The sequence below is a fragment of the Roseomonas sp. SRI_022 genome (genome assembly GCF_057586215.1).
Window position 1 is genome coordinate 1 of sequence record NZ_JBYCZL010000054.1, and the last position, 14,503, is coordinate 14,503.

Sequence of the window (14,503 nt, forward strand, 5' to 3'; positions counted from 1 at the left end):
GGGTCGAGCACCCGGCCCAGCCAGGCGTCCGACACCGCCAGCGCCGGCCGCGGCGCCAGCACGGCGCGCACCCCATTCGACAGGCCGGCGAGCGGCCCCATCGCGATGGCCTCGGCCCGCCCGTCGCGGAAGGCGGCGATCTCGGCCAGCGCGGAGACGCCGTTCGGCCCTTCCAGCCGCACCCGGTCGCCGATCGCCGCCAGCGGGCCGAAGCCTTCCAGCGTGACGCAAAGCCCACCGAGGCCCGCGACGGAGCCGTGGATCATCTCGCGCGGCAATTGGTCGATGGCGTCGGCTGTGGCGCGAAGGTCGGGCGGCATGCCGCGATCCTCGCCCATGCGCCTTGGCAGCCGGTAAACGGCAGCGCTACTTCTTCAGGCCGCGCCCGCGCAGCACGGCCCCTTCCCCGAATTTCGCACGCAGGGCCTCCACCGCCGCCCAGCGCGCGGCGCGCTTCGGCGCCTCGGGGTCCGCGAGGTCGCCGAGATCCGCGGTATCGGCCGGCGCGAGCGGTTGCGCGCCGATGCCGATCAGGCGAAAGGCGGTGCCATCCGCCTCCCTCGCCAGCATCGGCCGCGCGGCGGCGAAGAGCACATCGGGCAGGCGCGTCGGCTGTGGCAGGCGCGCGGCGCGGGTGCGCGTGGCGAAGGCGGCGGTCTTCAGCTTCAGCGTCACGCCGGCGGCGGCGAGATCCTTCTCCTTCAGCCGCCGCGCGAGCTTCTCGCACAGCCGCCACAGCGGAGCCTCCAGCGCATCCTGCGCGGCGATGTCCGTCTCGAAGGTGGTCTCGGCGCTGATGGATTTCGTCTCGCGGTCGGGATCCACGCGGCGCGTATCCTCGCCCCGGGCGCGGGCGGCCAGCGCCGGCCCTTCCTCCCCGAAGCGACGCATCGCCTCCCGCGGTTCGAGCGCGGCGAGTTGCCCGAGCGTCGAGAAGCCGGCCGCCTGGAGGCGCTTCGCCATGGCCGGCCCGACGCCGGGCAGCAGCGATACCGGCTGCGGTGACAGCCAGCCGGCCGCCTCCGCCGCGCCGATCACCGCGAAGCCGCGCGGCTTGTCGCGCTCGGCGGCGAGCTTCGCCATCAGCCGGTTGGCCGCGAGGCCGATCGAGACGGTGACGCCGACCTCCTTCTCGACCGCCAGGGCGAAGCGCGCCAGCACTACGGCCGGTGGGGCGCCGTGCAGCGCCTCGGTGCCCGCGAGGTCGAGCACCGCCTCGTCGATTGACATCGGCTGCACGAGTGGCGTCAGCGCCTCCATCATGGTTCGGATGCGGCGGCCCTCGCGGACGTATTTCGCCATCTCCGGCTTGATCACCACCGCATCGGGGCAGGCGGCGAGCGCCTTGAACATCGGCATCGCGCTGCGCACGCCGCGCGTCCGTGCGATGTAGCAGCAGGCGGAGACGACGCCGCGCTTGCCGCCGCCGACGATGAGCGGCTTCGTCAGCAGTTCCGGCCGGTCGCGCTTCTCGACACTGGCGTAGAAGGCGTCGCAATCGACATGCGCGACGGTCAGGCGGAACAGTTCGGCGTGCGCGACCACGCGGCGCGATCCGCAGGCGGCGCAGCGCGTGGTGGCGGGCTCGGCGGCGTGCTGGCAGTCACGACACAGCGTCGGCATGGCGGTGGCCGTGCATCGGATGGCGCGCCGGAGGGGCGCCGCCCCTCCGGACCACCCCGCCAAAGGGCAGTGCCCTTTGGAATGCCATCTTCTGGCGCCGGGCGCGGCAGCCGGTCTGGGTGCCAAGTAAAGGTTTCCAAAGGCCCTTAGGCCTTTGGTGCGGGGCGCAAGGCGCTGCCTTGCCCGGAGGGGGCAAAGCCGTCCCCGGTTCCGGCCCGGCCATCATGTCGTGTCCCACAGCCGCGCGGCGCCGAAGACGCCGGAGGAATCCCCATGCCGCGCCTGCACGATCGGCGTGCGCGCCACGTCGCCGAAGACATGCCGCGCCATCAGCGGCGGCACATCGGCGTAGAGATGCCCCATGTTCGACAGCCCGCCCCCGAGCACGATCACATCGGGGTCGAGGATGTTCGCGATCATGCCGAGCGCGCGCGCCAGCCGGTCCGCATGCCGCGCCAGCGCCGCCGCGGCCGCCGCATCGCCAGCCGCCGCACGGGACGGCAGCCCGCCCGCATCGCGCGCGCCCGGCCCGTCACAATCGGCCGCAAGGCCGGGGCCGGACAGGAAGGTCTCGAGGCAGCCATGCCGGCCGCACCAGCAGCGCGGCCCGGGGAATTCCTCTGGCCGCATCCAGGGCAGCGGGGTGTGGCCCCATTCGCCGGCGGTGCCGTTCGGCCCATCCAGCAGCCGGCCGGAGGATACGATGCCGCCGCCGCAACCCGTGCCGACGATGACGGCGAAGACGGTGCGGTATCCGGCCCCGGCGCCGTCGGCAGCCTCGCTCATCGCCAGGCAGTTGGCATCGTTGGTGACGCGCACTTCGCGCCCGATCGCGGCCTGCAGGTCGCGGTCGAGCGGCTGCCCGTTCAGCGCCTGGGAATTGGCGTTGCGGACCAGGCCGGTGACGGGGCTGAGGCTGCCAGGAATGCCGACGCCAACCGTGCCGCGTGCGGCGGTCTCGCGCTCCGCACCGCGCACCAGGCCGGCGATGGCCTCCACTGTCGCGTGATAGCCCTGCGGCGTCGCGACGCGTCGGCGCAGCCGCACCGCGCCATCGCGGTCGAGGGCGACGATCTCGATCTTGGTGCCGCCAAGGTCGATGCCAAAGCGCATCCGTTCACCCCACCCCCGGCCGGGGGGCCACGCCCATCCACGCCGTCGCAGTCGAATCGGACATCGTTGCTCCTGCCATGGTGGTCACTGTGCACCGGCGGGGACAGGGCGCGGAACCCCGATCGCCACGCTTGCCCCGGGCGGCGGCGGGTGGTGCAATCGCGGGATGGGTGAAACGCTGCTCGACGTGAAGGGGCTGACCTGCCCGCTGCCGGTGCTCAAGGCCAACAAGGCACTGCGCGGGCTGCCGGCGGGGGCACGGCTGACGGTGCTTGCCACCGACCCGGCCTCGGTCGCTGATTTCCGCGCTTTCTGCAAAGAAACCGGGCACGCCTTGGTCGCCTTCGGGGAGGAAGCCGGCGCCTACCGCTTCGTCATCCGCAAGCGGGAGGATCCGCCGGCGTGAGTGTGCTGCTGCTGACCCATCGTGCGTGCCTGCATCACGATCCGGGTCCGCATCACCCGGAATGCCCGGATCGGCTGCGATCGGTGCTGAAGGCGCTCGACGCCGGCGAATTCGCCGATCTGATCCGCGACCAGGCACCGCTCGCCACGGTGGATCAGCTGACGCGGGTGCATCCGGAGAACTACGTCTCGGCGATCCTGGCGATCCGGCCGGAGCCGGATGAGCATGTCGCGCTCGATGGCGACACCATCATGTCCTGGGGCAGTGCCGAGGCCGCGCTGCGGGCGGCGGGCGCCGCGGTGGCCGCGGTGGATGCGGTGATGAAGGGCGAGTTCCGCCGCGCCTTCTGCGCGACGCGCCCGCCTGGGCATCATTGCGAGCCCGCCCGGCCGATGGGTTTCTGCCTGTTCTCCAACGCCGCCATCGCGGCGCGGCATGCGCAGGCTGAACACGGCGCGAAGCGCGTGGCGGTGGTGGATTTCGACGTCCACCACGGCAACGGCACGCAGGCCTGCTTCGAGACGGACGCGACACTGTTCTACGCCAGCAGCCATCAATGGCCGCTTTATCCCGGAACCGGCGACGTGAATGAGCATGGCGTCGGCAATATCCTGAACGTCACGCTGCCGCCGGGCGCGGACGGCGCGGCGTTCCGTGCGGCGTGGGCGGAGCAGATCATTCCGGCGGTCGAATCCTTCGCGCCGGACCTGCTGGTGATCTCGGCCGGCTTCGATGCGCACGCCGCCGATCCGCTGGCGCAACTGCGCGTGCGGGAGGCGGATTTCGCCTGGCTGACCGAGGCACTGTGCGGCGTGGCGGATCGCTGCTGCGAGGGCCGCGTGGTGTCGCTGCTGGAGGGTGGATACGACCTGGAGGCGCTGGGGCGGTCCACGGCGGCGCATGTGCGGGCGCTGATGCGGGCGTGAGCGCCTGGGACGGCGCCGGCCTACTGCGTCAGTTCCGCCGCCATCCCGATGCGCCCGGTTGCTGGCTCTACAAGGAGGAATGGCCGTTCCGCGCCATCCGGGCGCTGCCCGGCGGAACGCCCGTCGCGGCGGGTGACCGCCCGGCCTTCGGGCGCCATGCCCTGACCCGCTTCGAGGCCTTCGCCGATCCGCTTGGGGCCGTCGTTATGCTTTGGCTCGGCTGGCAGCGGCGCGGGTGGCTGCGGCAGAAGGCACGGCGGGCCGATCGCCGCCTGTGGGACCGCGCGATGCCATTGATGTGAGGCGGCCCCTTGCCCAGAAAGGGCCGCGCGGCCTATCTCCCCGCCGACCCTCGGGAAGGAACCGCCATGAACCGCCGCGCCCTGCTGGCCGCCTTGCCGGCCGCCACCCTGCTGCCTGCCGCTGCCGGCGCCCAGACCTGGCCCGACGCTCCCATCCGCGCCATCGTCCCCTTCGCCCCGGGTTCGGCCACCGACACCGTCTCCCGCGTGGTCGCCGAAGGCATGCGCCCCTCCCTCGGGCAGCCCGTGGTGGTGGAGAACCGCGCCGGTGCGAACGGCCTGATCGGCGCCGAGGCCGTCGCCCGCGCGACCCCCGACGGCAACACCGTGCTGATCGGCACCAATTCCACCAACGCGGCGGCCAACGCCCTGTTCCGCCGTGTGCCCTTCGACATGGAAAACGGCTTCATCCCCGTCTCCACCATCGCGACCGTTCCGCTGATGGTCGCGGTCAAGGCCGACAGCCCCTACCGGACGCTCGCTGACCTGATCGCCGCCGCCAAGGCGCGGCCGGAAGGGATCACCTACGCGTCGGCTTCCTCCTCCCAGCGCGTGGCGACGGAAGCACTCGCCGCGATGGCCGGCATCAAGATGCTGCATGTGCCCTACCGCTCCTCGCCTCTCGCGGTGCAGGATGTGCTGTCGGGGCGCGTCGACCTGTTCATCGCCGACCAGGCGGTGATCCTGCCGCAGGCCCAGGCGGGCGCGCTGCGCATCCTCGCCGTCACCTCCGGCCAGCGCTCCGGCGCGGTACCCGAGATCCCGACGGTGCGCGAGGCCGGCAACCTGCCGGACTACGAGGTCATCGCCTGGTTCGCCCTGTTCGTCCCCGCCGGCACCCCGGCGGACCGCGTCACGCGCCTCAACGCCGCCGTCACGGCTGCGCTGGCCACGCCCGAGTTGCGTGCCCGCCTCGGCACCTTCGGCATGGATATCCGCGGCTCGACCCCGGCCGAGGCCGTCGCCTTCGTCCGTGCCGAGACCGTGAAGTGGACCAACGCCATCCGCCAGGCCGGGATCGAGCCGGAATAGCCGGCACGGCCCCCGGCTGGTAAACTGCGCCAGACATGGCCAATGCACGGACCGAGGCGGGCGGGATGCCCGCCGATATCGAGACCCTTACCTTCGAGCAGGCGCTGGCCGAGCTCGAAGGCATCGTGAAAGCACTGGAAAGCGGGCAGGGGGCGCTGGAAGCCTCTGTTTCCGCCTATCAGCGCGGTGCCGCATTGCGGGCGCATTGCGAACGCAAGCTGGCGGAGGCCGAGCAGAAGGTGCAGGCCATCGTCGAGGGGCCGGCCGGCCTCTCCCTGCGGGATGTCGAATAGCATGGATACCGTCCCGGCCCCGGCCGAGGCGCTGGGCCTCGCGATGGCCGAGGCGGCAGCGGAAATCGACGTCGCACTCGATATGCTGATCCCGCCCTCGGAAGGCCCCGAGGCGCGGCTGTTCGATGCCATGCGCCACGCCGCGATGGGCGGCGGCAAGCGGCTGCGCGGCTTCCTGGTGCTGGAAGGGGCGAAGCAGTTCGGCGTCGGGCGCAACACTGCACTGCGCACGGCGGCGGCAATCGAGATGCTGCACGCCTATTCCCTGGTCCATGATGACCTGCCCTGCATGGACGATGACGACATGCGCCGCGGCAAGCCAACCGTCCACAAGGCGTTCGACGAGGCGACGGCGGTGCTTGCCGGCGACGCGCTGCAGGCCAACGCCTTCTACGTTCTTGCCGAACCCGACACCCATGCCGACCCGGCCGCGCGCGCCGAGTTGTGCCGCGGCCTGGCCCGTGCGGCGGGCCCACGCGGGATGTGCGGCGGGCAGATGCTCGACATGCTGGCCGAAGCCGCAGCGGAGCCGATGGAGGAGGCCGAGATCGGCCGGCTCCAGATGCTCAAGACCGGCAAGCTGATCGAATTCGCCGCCGAGGCCGGGGCAATCCTTGGCAAGGCGCCGCTGCAGCTGCGCCAGGCGCTGGCCGCCTATGGCCGCGACCTCGGCGCCGCCTTCCAGATCGCGGACGACCTGCTCGACGCCACCGCCTCGGCGGAGGAAGCGGGCAAGCGTACCGGCAAGGATGCGGATGCCGGCAAGGCGACGCTTGTCGGCCTGCTCGGCGTGCCGCGTGCACGAGGGCAGATGGAACGTTTGGCCGCCCAGGCGGCCGCGCATCTGGACGCGCTCGGCGATCGTGCCGATCTGTTACGGGCGCTCGCGCAATACGCGATCGCGCGGAGGAACTGATGACCCGCCCGGCCACCCCCCTGCTGGACCGCGTGAAGGTTCCGGCCGACCTGCGCAATTTCTCGACCGACCAGCTCAAGACGCTGGCCGATGAGCTGCGGGCGGAGACGATCGACGTGGTCTCGACCACCGGGGGGCATCTCGGCGCCTCGCTTGGCGTGGTGGAACTGACGGTCGCGGTCCATGCGGTGTTCGAGACGCCGGCCGACCGGCTGATCTGGGATGTCGGCCACCAGGCCTATCCGCACAAGATCCTGACCGGGCGGCGCGACCGCATCCGCACGCTGCGCCAGGGCGGCGGGCTGTCGGGCTTCACGCGCCGCTCGGAATCCGAATACGACCCCTTCGGCGCGGCGCATTCGAGCACGTCGATCTCCGCCGGGCTCGGCATGGCGGTCGCGCGCGACCTGAAGGGCGACGACCGCCACGTCATCTCGGTGATCGGCGACGGCGCGATGAGCGCGGGCATGGCCTATGAGGCCATGAACAACGCCGGGGCGTCGAAGGCGAACCTCATCGTCATCCTCAACGACAACGACATGTCGATCGCGCCGCCGGTCGGTGCGATGTCGGCCTATCTGTCGCGGCTGATCTCCTCCCGCCCCTTCCTGTCGATCCGCGACCTGATGTCTCGGCTGGCCAAGCGCTTCCCGGCACCGCTGGAACGCGCTGCGCGGCGCGCCGACGAATACGCGCGCGGCTGGTTCACCGGCGGCACGCTGTTCGAGGAACTGGGCTTCTACTATGTCGGCCCGGTGGACGGGCACAATCTCGACCACCTGCTGCCGATCCTGCGCAACCTGCGCGACACGGACCACGCGGGCCCGATCCTGCTGCATGTCGTCACGCAGAAGGGCAAGGGCTACGCGCCCGCCGAAGCGGCTGCCGACAAGTATCACGGCGTGCAGAAGTTCAACGTCGTCACCGGGGAGCAGGCCAAGGCACCGCCCGGCCCGCCTTCCTATACCAAGGTCTTCGCCAATGCGCTGATCGCGGAGGCGGAAAAGGATGCGCGCATCGTCGCGATCAATGCCGCCATGCCGTCCGGCACCGGCATGGACGCCTTCGCGAAGCGCTTCCCGAAGCGCTGCTTCGATGTCGGCATCGCCGAGCAGCACGCCGTCACCTTCGCCGCCGGCATGGCGACGGAAGGGATGAAGCCCTTCTGCGCGATCTATTCCACCTTCCTCCAGCGCGCCTATGACCAGGTGATGCACGACGTCGCGCTGCAGTCGCTGCCGGTGCGCTTCGCCATGGATCGCGCCGGGCTGGTGGGTGCGGATGGCGCGACGCATGCGGGCATCTTCGACATCGCCTATCTCGGCTGCCTGCCGGGCTTCGTGCTGATGGCCGCCGCCGATGAGGTGGAACTGATGCACATGGTCGCGACCGCGGCAGCGATCGACGACCGGCCTTCGGGTTTCCGCTATCCGCGCGGCGAGGGCCTTGGCCTCGACCTGCCGGCGCGCGGTTCGCTGCTGGAGATCGGGCGCGGGCGCGTGCTGCGCGAAGGCGCTTCCATCGCCATCCTGTCCTATGGCGCGCGGTTGCAGGAATGCCTCAAGGCAGCGGATGAACTCGCGACCCACGGGCTGTCCTGCACCGTCGCCGATGCGCGCTTCGCCAAGCCGCTCGATACCGCGCTGGTGGAACGCCTCGCGCGCGAGCACGAGGTGCTGATCACCATCGAGGAAGGCTCGATCCTCGGCTTCGGTGGGCTGGTGATGCAGCATCTCGCGATGCGTGGCCTGCTCGATGGCGGGTTGAAGATCCGCCCGATGTGCCTGCCCGACCGCTTCATCGACCATGAGGCGCCGCGCAAGCAATATGACGAGGCCGGGCTGAACGCGCCGCATATCGTGGCGACGGCGCTCGCCGCGCTGGGCCAGTCCTCGGCGGTGCGGCCGGCGCGGGCCTGACCGGCATGGCACTGGGGACCACGATCCGCTCGGTGGTGCCCCATGTGCTGATGGCCGATCTCGACGAGCCCTTCGCCTATTCTCAGGCCTGGTATCGCCGCCGCGGTGCGATGCTGGTCGAGATCACCACCGAGGACGGCATCACCGGCTGGGGCGAGGCCTTCGGCCCGCCAGAACTGACCGCGCCGATCGTCGCCTGGCTCGCGCCGCTGCTGATCGGCCAGGACGCCATGGCGCGGGAGGCGCTGTGGCAGGCGCTCTACAACCGCCTGCGCGACCACGGCCAGCGCGGCATCGTGGTGGAGGCGATCAGCGCCATCGACATCGCGCTGTGGGACATTGCGGGCAAGGCGCTCGGCCTGCCGGTTCACCGGCTGATGGGCGGCCCGCTGCGGACCGAGATCGAAGCCTATGCCACCGGCTTCTATCGCCGCGAGCGCGACGACCACCTCGCCTACCTGACGCAGGAAGCGGAGCAGCGCCTGTCCGAGGGCTTCCGGTCGCTGAAGCTCAAGACCGGCTGGGGCCTGTCCGAGGACATCGCGCTGACGAAGGCCTTCCGCGCCGCCATCGGCCCCGATGTCGGGCTGCTGGTGGATTGCAACCACGCCTATGACGCGCCGGCCGCCATCGCCTATGGCAACGCCGTCGCATCCTGCGACATCGGCTGGTTCGAGGAACCCGTGCCGCCCGAGGACATCGACGGCTATCTCGAGGTCAAGGCGCGCCAGCCCATCCTGGTCGCGGGCGGGGAGGCATCCTTCGCCCGCTGGGGCTTCCGCGAGATGATCACGCGCCGCGCCGCCGACATCCTGCAGCCGGATGTCGCGGCCTGCGGCGGCATCTCGGAACTGAAGAAGATCGCGGACATGGCCTCGGCCTTCGGCATCCGCGTCAATCCGCATGTCTGGGGCACCGGCGTCGCGCTCGCCGCCTCGCTGCATCTGCTCGCCGTCATTCCCGACAGTCCGCCGGGACTGTTTCCGCGCGCCCCGCTGCTGGAACTCGACCGCTCGCCGCATCCGGTGCGTGATGCGCTGCTGGCCGAACCCGTCGCGCTGCGCGGCGGCGGGCGCGTCGCCGTGCCGGACGGGCCGGGGCTTGGCATCACCATCGACCGCGCCGCGCTCGATCGCTTCCGCGCCTGACGTCGCGCGCCGCGGGCAGGAGGAGACAACCATGCGCCGTTCCGAAGGCCGCATCCTGACGACGCATACCGGCAGCCTGCCGCGACCGAAGCCGCTCACCGCGCTGTTTGCCCGCCGCAGCCTGGGCGAGGCGGTGGATGAGGCCGCCATCGCGCGCGAGGGTAAGGCGGCAACGCTGGCCATCGTGCCGCGCCAGGTCGAGGTCGGGCTCGATGTCGTCAACAATGGCGAGCAGGAGCGCGATTCCTTCGCGCTCTATATCCGCCACCGCCTGACCGGCATCGGCGGGCGCAGCGAGCGGGTCGGCTTCGGCGATCTCGACAACTATCCCGACTACAAGCAGGCCTTCGTCGGCGCGAATGCCGAGAAGGTCGCGGTCAGCAACACCGCGCATCTGCCCGCCGCGATCGGCCCCGTCGCCTATCCCGACAGCGCGGCGATCGATGCGGAGCTGATCGATTTCGCCGCCGCGCTGGCGCCGATGGCCGGACACTACGTGGAATCCTTCATGTGCGCGCCATCGCCGGGCATCGTCGGCTCCATCGTGCAGAACAAGCACTACGCGACGGAGGATGCGTATTTCGCCGCCCTCGGCGCGGCGCTGCGCACCGAATATGAAGCCATCCACCACGCCGGCCATGTGCTGCAACTGGACTGCCCGGACCTCGCGCTGGAACGCCATGTCTCCTATCGCGACCGGCCGCTGAGCGAGTTCCTCGGCTTCGTCGAGCGCATCGTCGCCACCATCAACGATGCCATCGCGAACATCCCGCGCGAGCGGATGCGCCTGCACGTCTGCTGGGGCAATTACGAGGCGCCGCACGACCTCGACGTGCCGCTCGCCGATATCTGGCCGATCATCAAGCAGGCACGCGTCGGCGGCTTCGTGCTGCCCTTCGCCAATCCGCGCCATGCGCATGAGACGCGCGTGATCGCCGCCGACCCGCCCGATCCCGACCAGATCCTGGTCGCCGGGGTGATCGATACGCTGACCAATTTCGTCGAGCACCCGGAGGTTGTCGCGGATCGCATCGAACGCGCCGCGCAGGCGATGGGCGACCCGACGCGCGTGATGGCCGGCACGGATTGTGGCTTCGACACCGCGGCCGGGCGTGGACGCGTCACCGGCGACGTGGTCTGGGCCAAGATGCGCAGCATGGCGGAAGGCGCGCGCATCGCCTCCGCCCGCCTGTTCGGGGGCTGAACCATGTGCTGGATCTGCCAGGCCCGCGGCATCGCGCACGCGGCACCACGGCCGGCGCCGGCCCCGCTGCCGCCCGCCGACGCGCCGCCGAAGCGCTGAGACCATGGCCAAGCAACGCGCGGACGTCGTGCTGGTGGAACGGGGCCTCGCGGAATCCCGCGCCAAGGCGCAGGCGCTGATCCTCGCCGGCAAGGTGTTCTCCGGCGAGAAGCGCATCGCCAAGGCTGGCGACCTGCTGGCGGAAGGCACGCCGGTCGCGGTGCGCGGGCAGGACCATCCCTGGGTCAGCCGCGGCGGCATCAAGCTGGCGCACGCGCTGGATTTCTTCGGCCTGTCACCCGAAGGGCGGATCGGCCTCGATGTCGGGGCATCCACCGGCGGCTTCACCGATGTGCTGCTGACCCGCGGCGCAATGAAAGTCTATGCCGTGGATGTCGGTCATGGGCAGCTCGACTGGAAGCTGCGCAACGACCCCCGCGTGGTCGTGCTGGAACGCACCAATGCGCGCTACCTGTCGGCGGAGCAGGTCCCCGAGGCGCCCGGCACGGTGGTCTGCGATGCTTCCTTCATCGGGCTGCGCACCGTGCTGCCGGCGGCCCTCGCACTGGCCGCCCCCGGCGCCTTCGCCGTCGCGCTGATCAAGCCGCAATTCGAAGCCGGGCCAGGGAAGGTCGGCAAGGGGGGCGTCGTGCGCGACCCCGCGGTGCATGAGGAGGTCTGCGCCACCATCCGCGACTGGTGGACCGCCCTGCCCGGCTGGCAGGTGCTCGGCATCGAGCCGAGCCCCATCACCGGGCCGGAGGGCAACCGGGAATTCCTAATCGCTGCCGCAAAGGACTGACGAACGGCGCTCAGCCACCGCGGAACATCCCCACCATGGACCGGATCGGCGCCGTCACGCGCCACGAGGTCGATTGACGAAGCGCGGCGATCTCCTCCTTCAGCGTCGCGACCTCGCTGTCTCGTTCGGCCCTCAGCGCCGCCACCTCGCCGTCTCGTTCGGCCTTCAGCGCCGCCACCTCGCCGTCCCGTTCGGCCTTCAGCGCCGCCACCTCGCCGTCCCGTTCGGCCTTCAGCGCCGCCACCTCGCTGTCCCGTTCGGCCTTCAGCGCCGCGAGCTCGCTGTCCCGTGCCGAACGTGCGCGCACGGACCAGGCATCATCCGCCCCGCCCCGATCCCACGGCGACTGCACAAGCGCCGCAATGTCCGGTGGAAGCGCCGCAACGCGCGTGTCCCTTGCGAGGAGCCGCGCACGGTCCCCGCCGAAATGCGGCACGTAGCTCTCGACGAAGCGGGCCACCGCCACATCCATCGCGCCGCTGGCAGGCCCGGCCTCGCGCAGCATCTCATAGGTCTGAATCAGGCGCCGGCCCTTCACTTCCAACGAATGGGTACCGCGGAGCGTGCCCGTCACCGCCGCCGCATCCGCCGCGTCGTAGCCGCTGATGGCGTCCGACAGAGCACGGAAGGTCGGCGGATGGACGAGCGCACCGACACCGCAATTCAGGTCCACGACGCGGTCGATCTCGGCCGCGCGGATCAGGCCGTGCATGCCCCCCCCGTCCACGAGCACCACCGCGCAGCCGGACGCCGCCGCCTCGAAGGCGCTGCGGCCGGAGGCGAAGACGATATCGGCGTCCTGGAACAGGCTAGGCAGGTTGGGCACGACATTGCCGACGGCGCTGCCGACCGTCGTGAGGTCGAGCCCATGGGCTGCACAGGCCTGCTGCACCGCCTCGACATGTCCGGGGAGCTTCGCCACGAGCACAGCACGCCGCGGCCGGTCCGGCAGCGCCGCGCGGCGTGGGAAGCGATCCATGTCCACCGGATTACGCAGGATGCCGATCCGGTCGATCGGAACTTCGCGGCTCGACCACCGCTCCCGCACCAGGCAGGACACGGCGAAGTAGCGCAGGATGTTCGGGTGTACCGGCGGGCGGTCGAATTCCGCGGCAACGCTGTGCGAGACGAAGAGAGCGGGCACCGCCGGGAAACCTGCCAGTGCCGTCATGGTCGGCCCACAATGGTGGCCATGAATGACGTCCGGTGGTTCCTGAAGCTGCTCTATGCGGTCGTGCACGCGGTGGCCCCGGCGCCGCATCTCCTCGCCAAGCGGACCGATCAACGGAGCGTATAGAACAGGCGTATGGCCCTGCTGCCTGAGCCAATCCGCCAACTGCTCCACGAAAACCTCAGTGCCCGATCTCATCGCAAGCATGATGTTCGTGATGAGGATGCGCACCCAATCTTCTCCCGGCAGAAAATAATATTGAACGACGCAATACGCATGGCGCCATCATCGGCATGAAATATTACTGTCAATATTGTAATTATTCGTATTCATATGTGGCGGGCGATGATGGCCCCGCTCACGGTCATGGCCGGCCGAACGGCCGTGCGTGCGACCTCCGACGTCGCTGCACTGCAGTGGTCGCCGTTCGCCATGGCTCACGGCAACCGCACGACCCTTTTGTCCTGACGCGCATCTTCGCCCGATCGGGTGCTTCCACCCGATCGGCATCTGCACTGTGAATTCGGTTGCGGAGGCTTGGGTCGATAACGGACGTCAGCACCCCGCCGGTGATGCCGGGCGTGCCGCGCCGCGGCTGAGCTCGGCCAGGATTGCCCAGACGCGTTCGGGATCCATCCGCGTTCCGGGGTCATTCAACAGGCGGTCCAGCTCCGCCATCCGCCGTTCGATCTCGGCTTCCGACATGCAACCCTCCAGGCCACGCAATGTTGCGGCACGATTCAGACAGTCGCGGTGAAAAGCGCCTGAATCATGGAAAGGTTGCGGCACAAGCCGGGCGGCGCGCAGTGATGTGCCGTACCAGCCGCGCCAGAGCAGATCCCAATCAGGTGGCATCACCTGATTGGGTGAAGATGCTCGCGAAAACAATAACCTGGAGACGTTACCGTCAGCCTGGGCGAACGGGAACGGCTCCAGGGATCGGCCCCTGCGCGCCGGGCATCACCCCCGGCAGAGGATCTGGAACACCGCCGGCGCCACCGCCGCGGACACCGCCCGCGCGCCAGTGCCGCCCGCACTCGATCCGCGTTCCGGCCGCACGCCCTGCTCGGTCAGGAAGCGTTCCACCTGATCCGCCCGGATGGCGAAGTTCACACCCTGTGGCAGGCTGCCGGTGGCACGCAGCACGGCGATGTCGTTCAGCCGGCCGACCGCCACGCCCAGCAGCAGCCCCGCATCATCGACCGCCGGCCCGCCGGAATTGCCCGGCTGCACCGCGGCGTTCATCTGGAAGCGGGACACATCGCCCCCCGGCCCCGCCAGCCCCGTGACGATGCCATTGGTCACGTTCAGGCCGGTGCCAAGCGCCTGGCCATAGGGAAAACCGAAGACCAGCACGGTCTCACCGAGGTCCACCGCCGCGCGGTCGCGGAACCGCACCACGGAGGGAAAGCCCCGCCCGACATCGATCAGCGCGAGGTCCCGGCGGCGATCGGCCGCGACCACGCGCACCGTCCGGCCGTGCTCATCCACCACGCTGCGGCAGCCTTGCACGACATGGGCGTTGGTGACGGCCAACCCGTTGCCGGTGACGGCGAAGGCGGAGCCGGTGCTGATAGGCCGCCCGGCGCGAGGATCGGCGGGCGTCGGC

The 14,503-nt window shown here is 70.4% G+C and carries 15 protein-coding genes and 1 pseudogene; 10 read left to right on the top strand and 6 right to left on the bottom strand.

What is annotated here, in order from left to right:
- From fliI to AC2YHJ_RS27525, 3 genes and pseudogenes are all read right to left on the bottom strand, one after another.
- Positions 1 to 320: pseudogene (fliI, locus tag AC2YHJ_RS27515) on the bottom strand (flagellum-specific ATP synthase FliI); the annotation flags it as partial.
- A 46-nt stretch (positions 321 to 366) separates the two neighbouring features.
- Entirely contained in the window at positions 367 to 1,623 is a 1,257-nt protein-coding gene (locus tag AC2YHJ_RS27520; protein WP_487399390.1) for a DNA polymerase IV, read from the bottom strand.
- 222 nt (positions 1,624 to 1,845) lie between these two features.
- Positions 1,846 to 2,736 carry an ROK family protein gene (locus tag AC2YHJ_RS27525; RefSeq protein WP_487399391.1) on the bottom strand — a complete coding sequence of 297 codons (891 nt, stop codon included), beginning with the start codon at positions 2,734 to 2,736 and terminating at the stop codon, positions 1,846 to 1,848.
- Positions 2,737 to 2,902: 166 nt separating this feature from the next.
- Between AC2YHJ_RS27525 and AC2YHJ_RS27530 the strand changes: the two genes are divergently transcribed.
- The 10 genes from AC2YHJ_RS27530 (at position 2,903) to AC2YHJ_RS27575 (ending at position 11,723) form a co-directional block, all read left to right on the top strand.
- Positions 2,903 to 3,142: a sulfurtransferase TusA family protein gene (locus AC2YHJ_RS27530; protein WP_209349848.1), complete on the top strand. Its 240-nt coding sequence runs from the start codon at positions 2,903 to 2,905 to the stop codon at positions 3,140 to 3,142.
- On the top strand, positions 3,139 to 4,068 hold the full coding sequence (locus tag AC2YHJ_RS27535) for a histone deacetylase family protein (RefSeq protein ID WP_487399392.1): 930 nt from the start codon (positions 3,139 to 3,141) through the stop codon (positions 4,066 to 4,068). The genes AC2YHJ_RS27530 and AC2YHJ_RS27535 overlap by 4 nt, the downstream gene beginning before the upstream one ends.
- On the top strand, positions 4,065 to 4,370 hold the full coding sequence (locus AC2YHJ_RS27540) for a hypothetical protein (protein ID WP_487399393.1): 306 nt from the start codon (positions 4,065 to 4,067) through the stop codon (positions 4,368 to 4,370). The genes AC2YHJ_RS27535 and AC2YHJ_RS27540 overlap by 4 nt, the downstream gene beginning before the upstream one ends.
- 66 nt (positions 4,371 to 4,436) lie before the next feature.
- On the top strand, positions 4,437 to 5,402 hold the full coding sequence (locus AC2YHJ_RS27545) for a Bug family tripartite tricarboxylate transporter substrate binding protein (protein ID WP_487399394.1): 966 nt from the start codon (positions 4,437 to 4,439) through the stop codon (positions 5,400 to 5,402).
- 65 nt (positions 5,403 to 5,467) lie between these two features.
- Entirely contained in the window at positions 5,468 to 5,695 is a 228-nt protein-coding gene (locus tag AC2YHJ_RS27550; RefSeq protein WP_487399395.1) for an exodeoxyribonuclease VII small subunit, read from the top strand.
- 1 nt (position 5,696) lies between these two features.
- Positions 5,697 to 6,611: a polyprenyl synthetase family protein gene (locus tag AC2YHJ_RS27555; RefSeq protein WP_487399396.1), complete on the top strand. Its 915-nt coding sequence runs from the start codon at positions 5,697 to 5,699 to the stop codon at positions 6,609 to 6,611.
- Positions 6,611 to 8,530, top strand: a complete 1,920-nt coding sequence (dxs, locus tag AC2YHJ_RS27560; protein ID WP_487399397.1) for a 1-deoxy-D-xylulose-5-phosphate synthase — start codon at positions 6,611 to 6,613, stop codon at positions 8,528 to 8,530. The genes AC2YHJ_RS27555 and dxs overlap by 1 nt, the downstream gene beginning before the upstream one ends.
- Before the next feature lie 5 nt (positions 8,531 to 8,535).
- Positions 8,536 to 9,678 (top strand): mandelate racemase/muconate lactonizing enzyme family protein, encoded by a 1,143-nt coding sequence (locus tag AC2YHJ_RS27565; RefSeq protein WP_487399398.1) that lies wholly within the window; start codon positions 8,536 to 8,538, stop codon positions 9,676 to 9,678.
- A gap of 31 nt (positions 9,679 to 9,709) precedes the next feature.
- The gene (locus tag AC2YHJ_RS27570; RefSeq protein WP_487399399.1) at positions 9,710 to 10,882 is read left to right on the top strand and encodes a cobalamin-independent methionine synthase II family protein; all 1,173 of its coding nucleotides are present in this window, start codon (positions 9,710 to 9,712) and stop codon (positions 10,880 to 10,882) included.
- A gap of 103 nt (positions 10,883 to 10,985) precedes the next feature.
- Positions 10,986 to 11,723 (top strand): TlyA family RNA methyltransferase, encoded by a 738-nt coding sequence (locus tag AC2YHJ_RS27575; protein ID WP_487399400.1) that lies wholly within the window; start codon positions 10,986 to 10,988, stop codon positions 11,721 to 11,723.
- Between the two features lie 10 nt (positions 11,724 to 11,733).
- Here AC2YHJ_RS27575 and AC2YHJ_RS27580 read toward each other — a convergent pair whose 3' ends face one another.
- The 3 genes from AC2YHJ_RS27580 to AC2YHJ_RS27590 form a co-directional block, all read right to left on the bottom strand.
- Entirely contained in the window at positions 11,734 to 13,101 is a 1,368-nt protein-coding gene (locus AC2YHJ_RS27580) for a glycosyltransferase (protein ID WP_487399403.1), read from the bottom strand.
- 348 nt (positions 13,102 to 13,449) lie between these two features.
- Positions 13,450 to 13,599 (bottom strand): peptide chain release factor 1, encoded by a 150-nt coding sequence (locus AC2YHJ_RS27585; RefSeq protein ID WP_487399401.1) that lies wholly within the window; start codon positions 13,597 to 13,599, stop codon positions 13,450 to 13,452.
- 255 nt (positions 13,600 to 13,854) lie between these two features.
- On the bottom strand, positions 13,855 to 14,503 hold a 649-nt coding region (locus AC2YHJ_RS27590), incomplete at its 5' end, for a S1C family serine protease (protein ID WP_487399402.1).

Excerpts from the sequence above, each read along its gene's own strand:
- AC2YHJ_RS27570 (WP_487399399.1), top strand. The coding sequence starts at position 9,710 with ATGCGCCGTTCCGAAGGCCGCATCCTGACGACGCATACCGGCAGCCTG.
- AC2YHJ_RS27585 (WP_487399401.1), bottom strand. The coding sequence starts at position 13,599 with ATGTCGGAAGCCGAGATCGAACGGCGGATGGCGGAGCTGGACCGCCTG.
- dxs (WP_487399397.1), top strand. The coding sequence starts at position 6,611 with ATGACCCGCCCGGCCACCCCCCTGCTGGACCGCGTGAAGGTTCCGGCC.
- AC2YHJ_RS27575 (WP_487399400.1), top strand. The coding sequence starts at position 10,986 with ATGGCCAAGCAACGCGCGGACGTCGTGCTGGTGGAACGGGGCCTCGCG.
- AC2YHJ_RS27565 (WP_487399398.1), top strand. The coding sequence starts at position 8,536 with ATGGCACTGGGGACCACGATCCGCTCGGTGGTGCCCCATGTGCTGATG.
- AC2YHJ_RS27580 (WP_487399403.1), bottom strand. The coding sequence starts at position 13,101 with ATGCTTGCGATGAGATCGGGCACTGAGGTTTTCGTGGAGCAGTTGGCG.
- AC2YHJ_RS27530 (WP_209349848.1), top strand. The coding sequence starts at position 2,903 with ATGGGTGAAACGCTGCTCGACGTGAAGGGGCTGACCTGCCCGCTGCCG.
- AC2YHJ_RS27550 (WP_487399395.1), top strand. The coding sequence starts at position 5,468 with ATGCCCGCCGATATCGAGACCCTTACCTTCGAGCAGGCGCTGGCCGAG.
- AC2YHJ_RS27555 (WP_487399396.1), top strand. The coding sequence starts at position 5,697 with ATGGATACCGTCCCGGCCCCGGCCGAGGCGCTGGGCCTCGCGATGGCC.
- AC2YHJ_RS27525 (WP_487399391.1), bottom strand. The coding sequence starts at position 2,736 with ATGCGCTTTGGCATCGACCTTGGCGGCACCAAGATCGAGATCGTCGCC.
- AC2YHJ_RS27545 (WP_487399394.1), top strand. The coding sequence starts at position 4,437 with ATGAACCGCCGCGCCCTGCTGGCCGCCTTGCCGGCCGCCACCCTGCTG.
- AC2YHJ_RS27520 (WP_487399390.1), bottom strand. The coding sequence starts at position 1,623 with ATGCCGACGCTGTGTCGTGACTGCCAGCACGCCGCCGAGCCCGCCACC.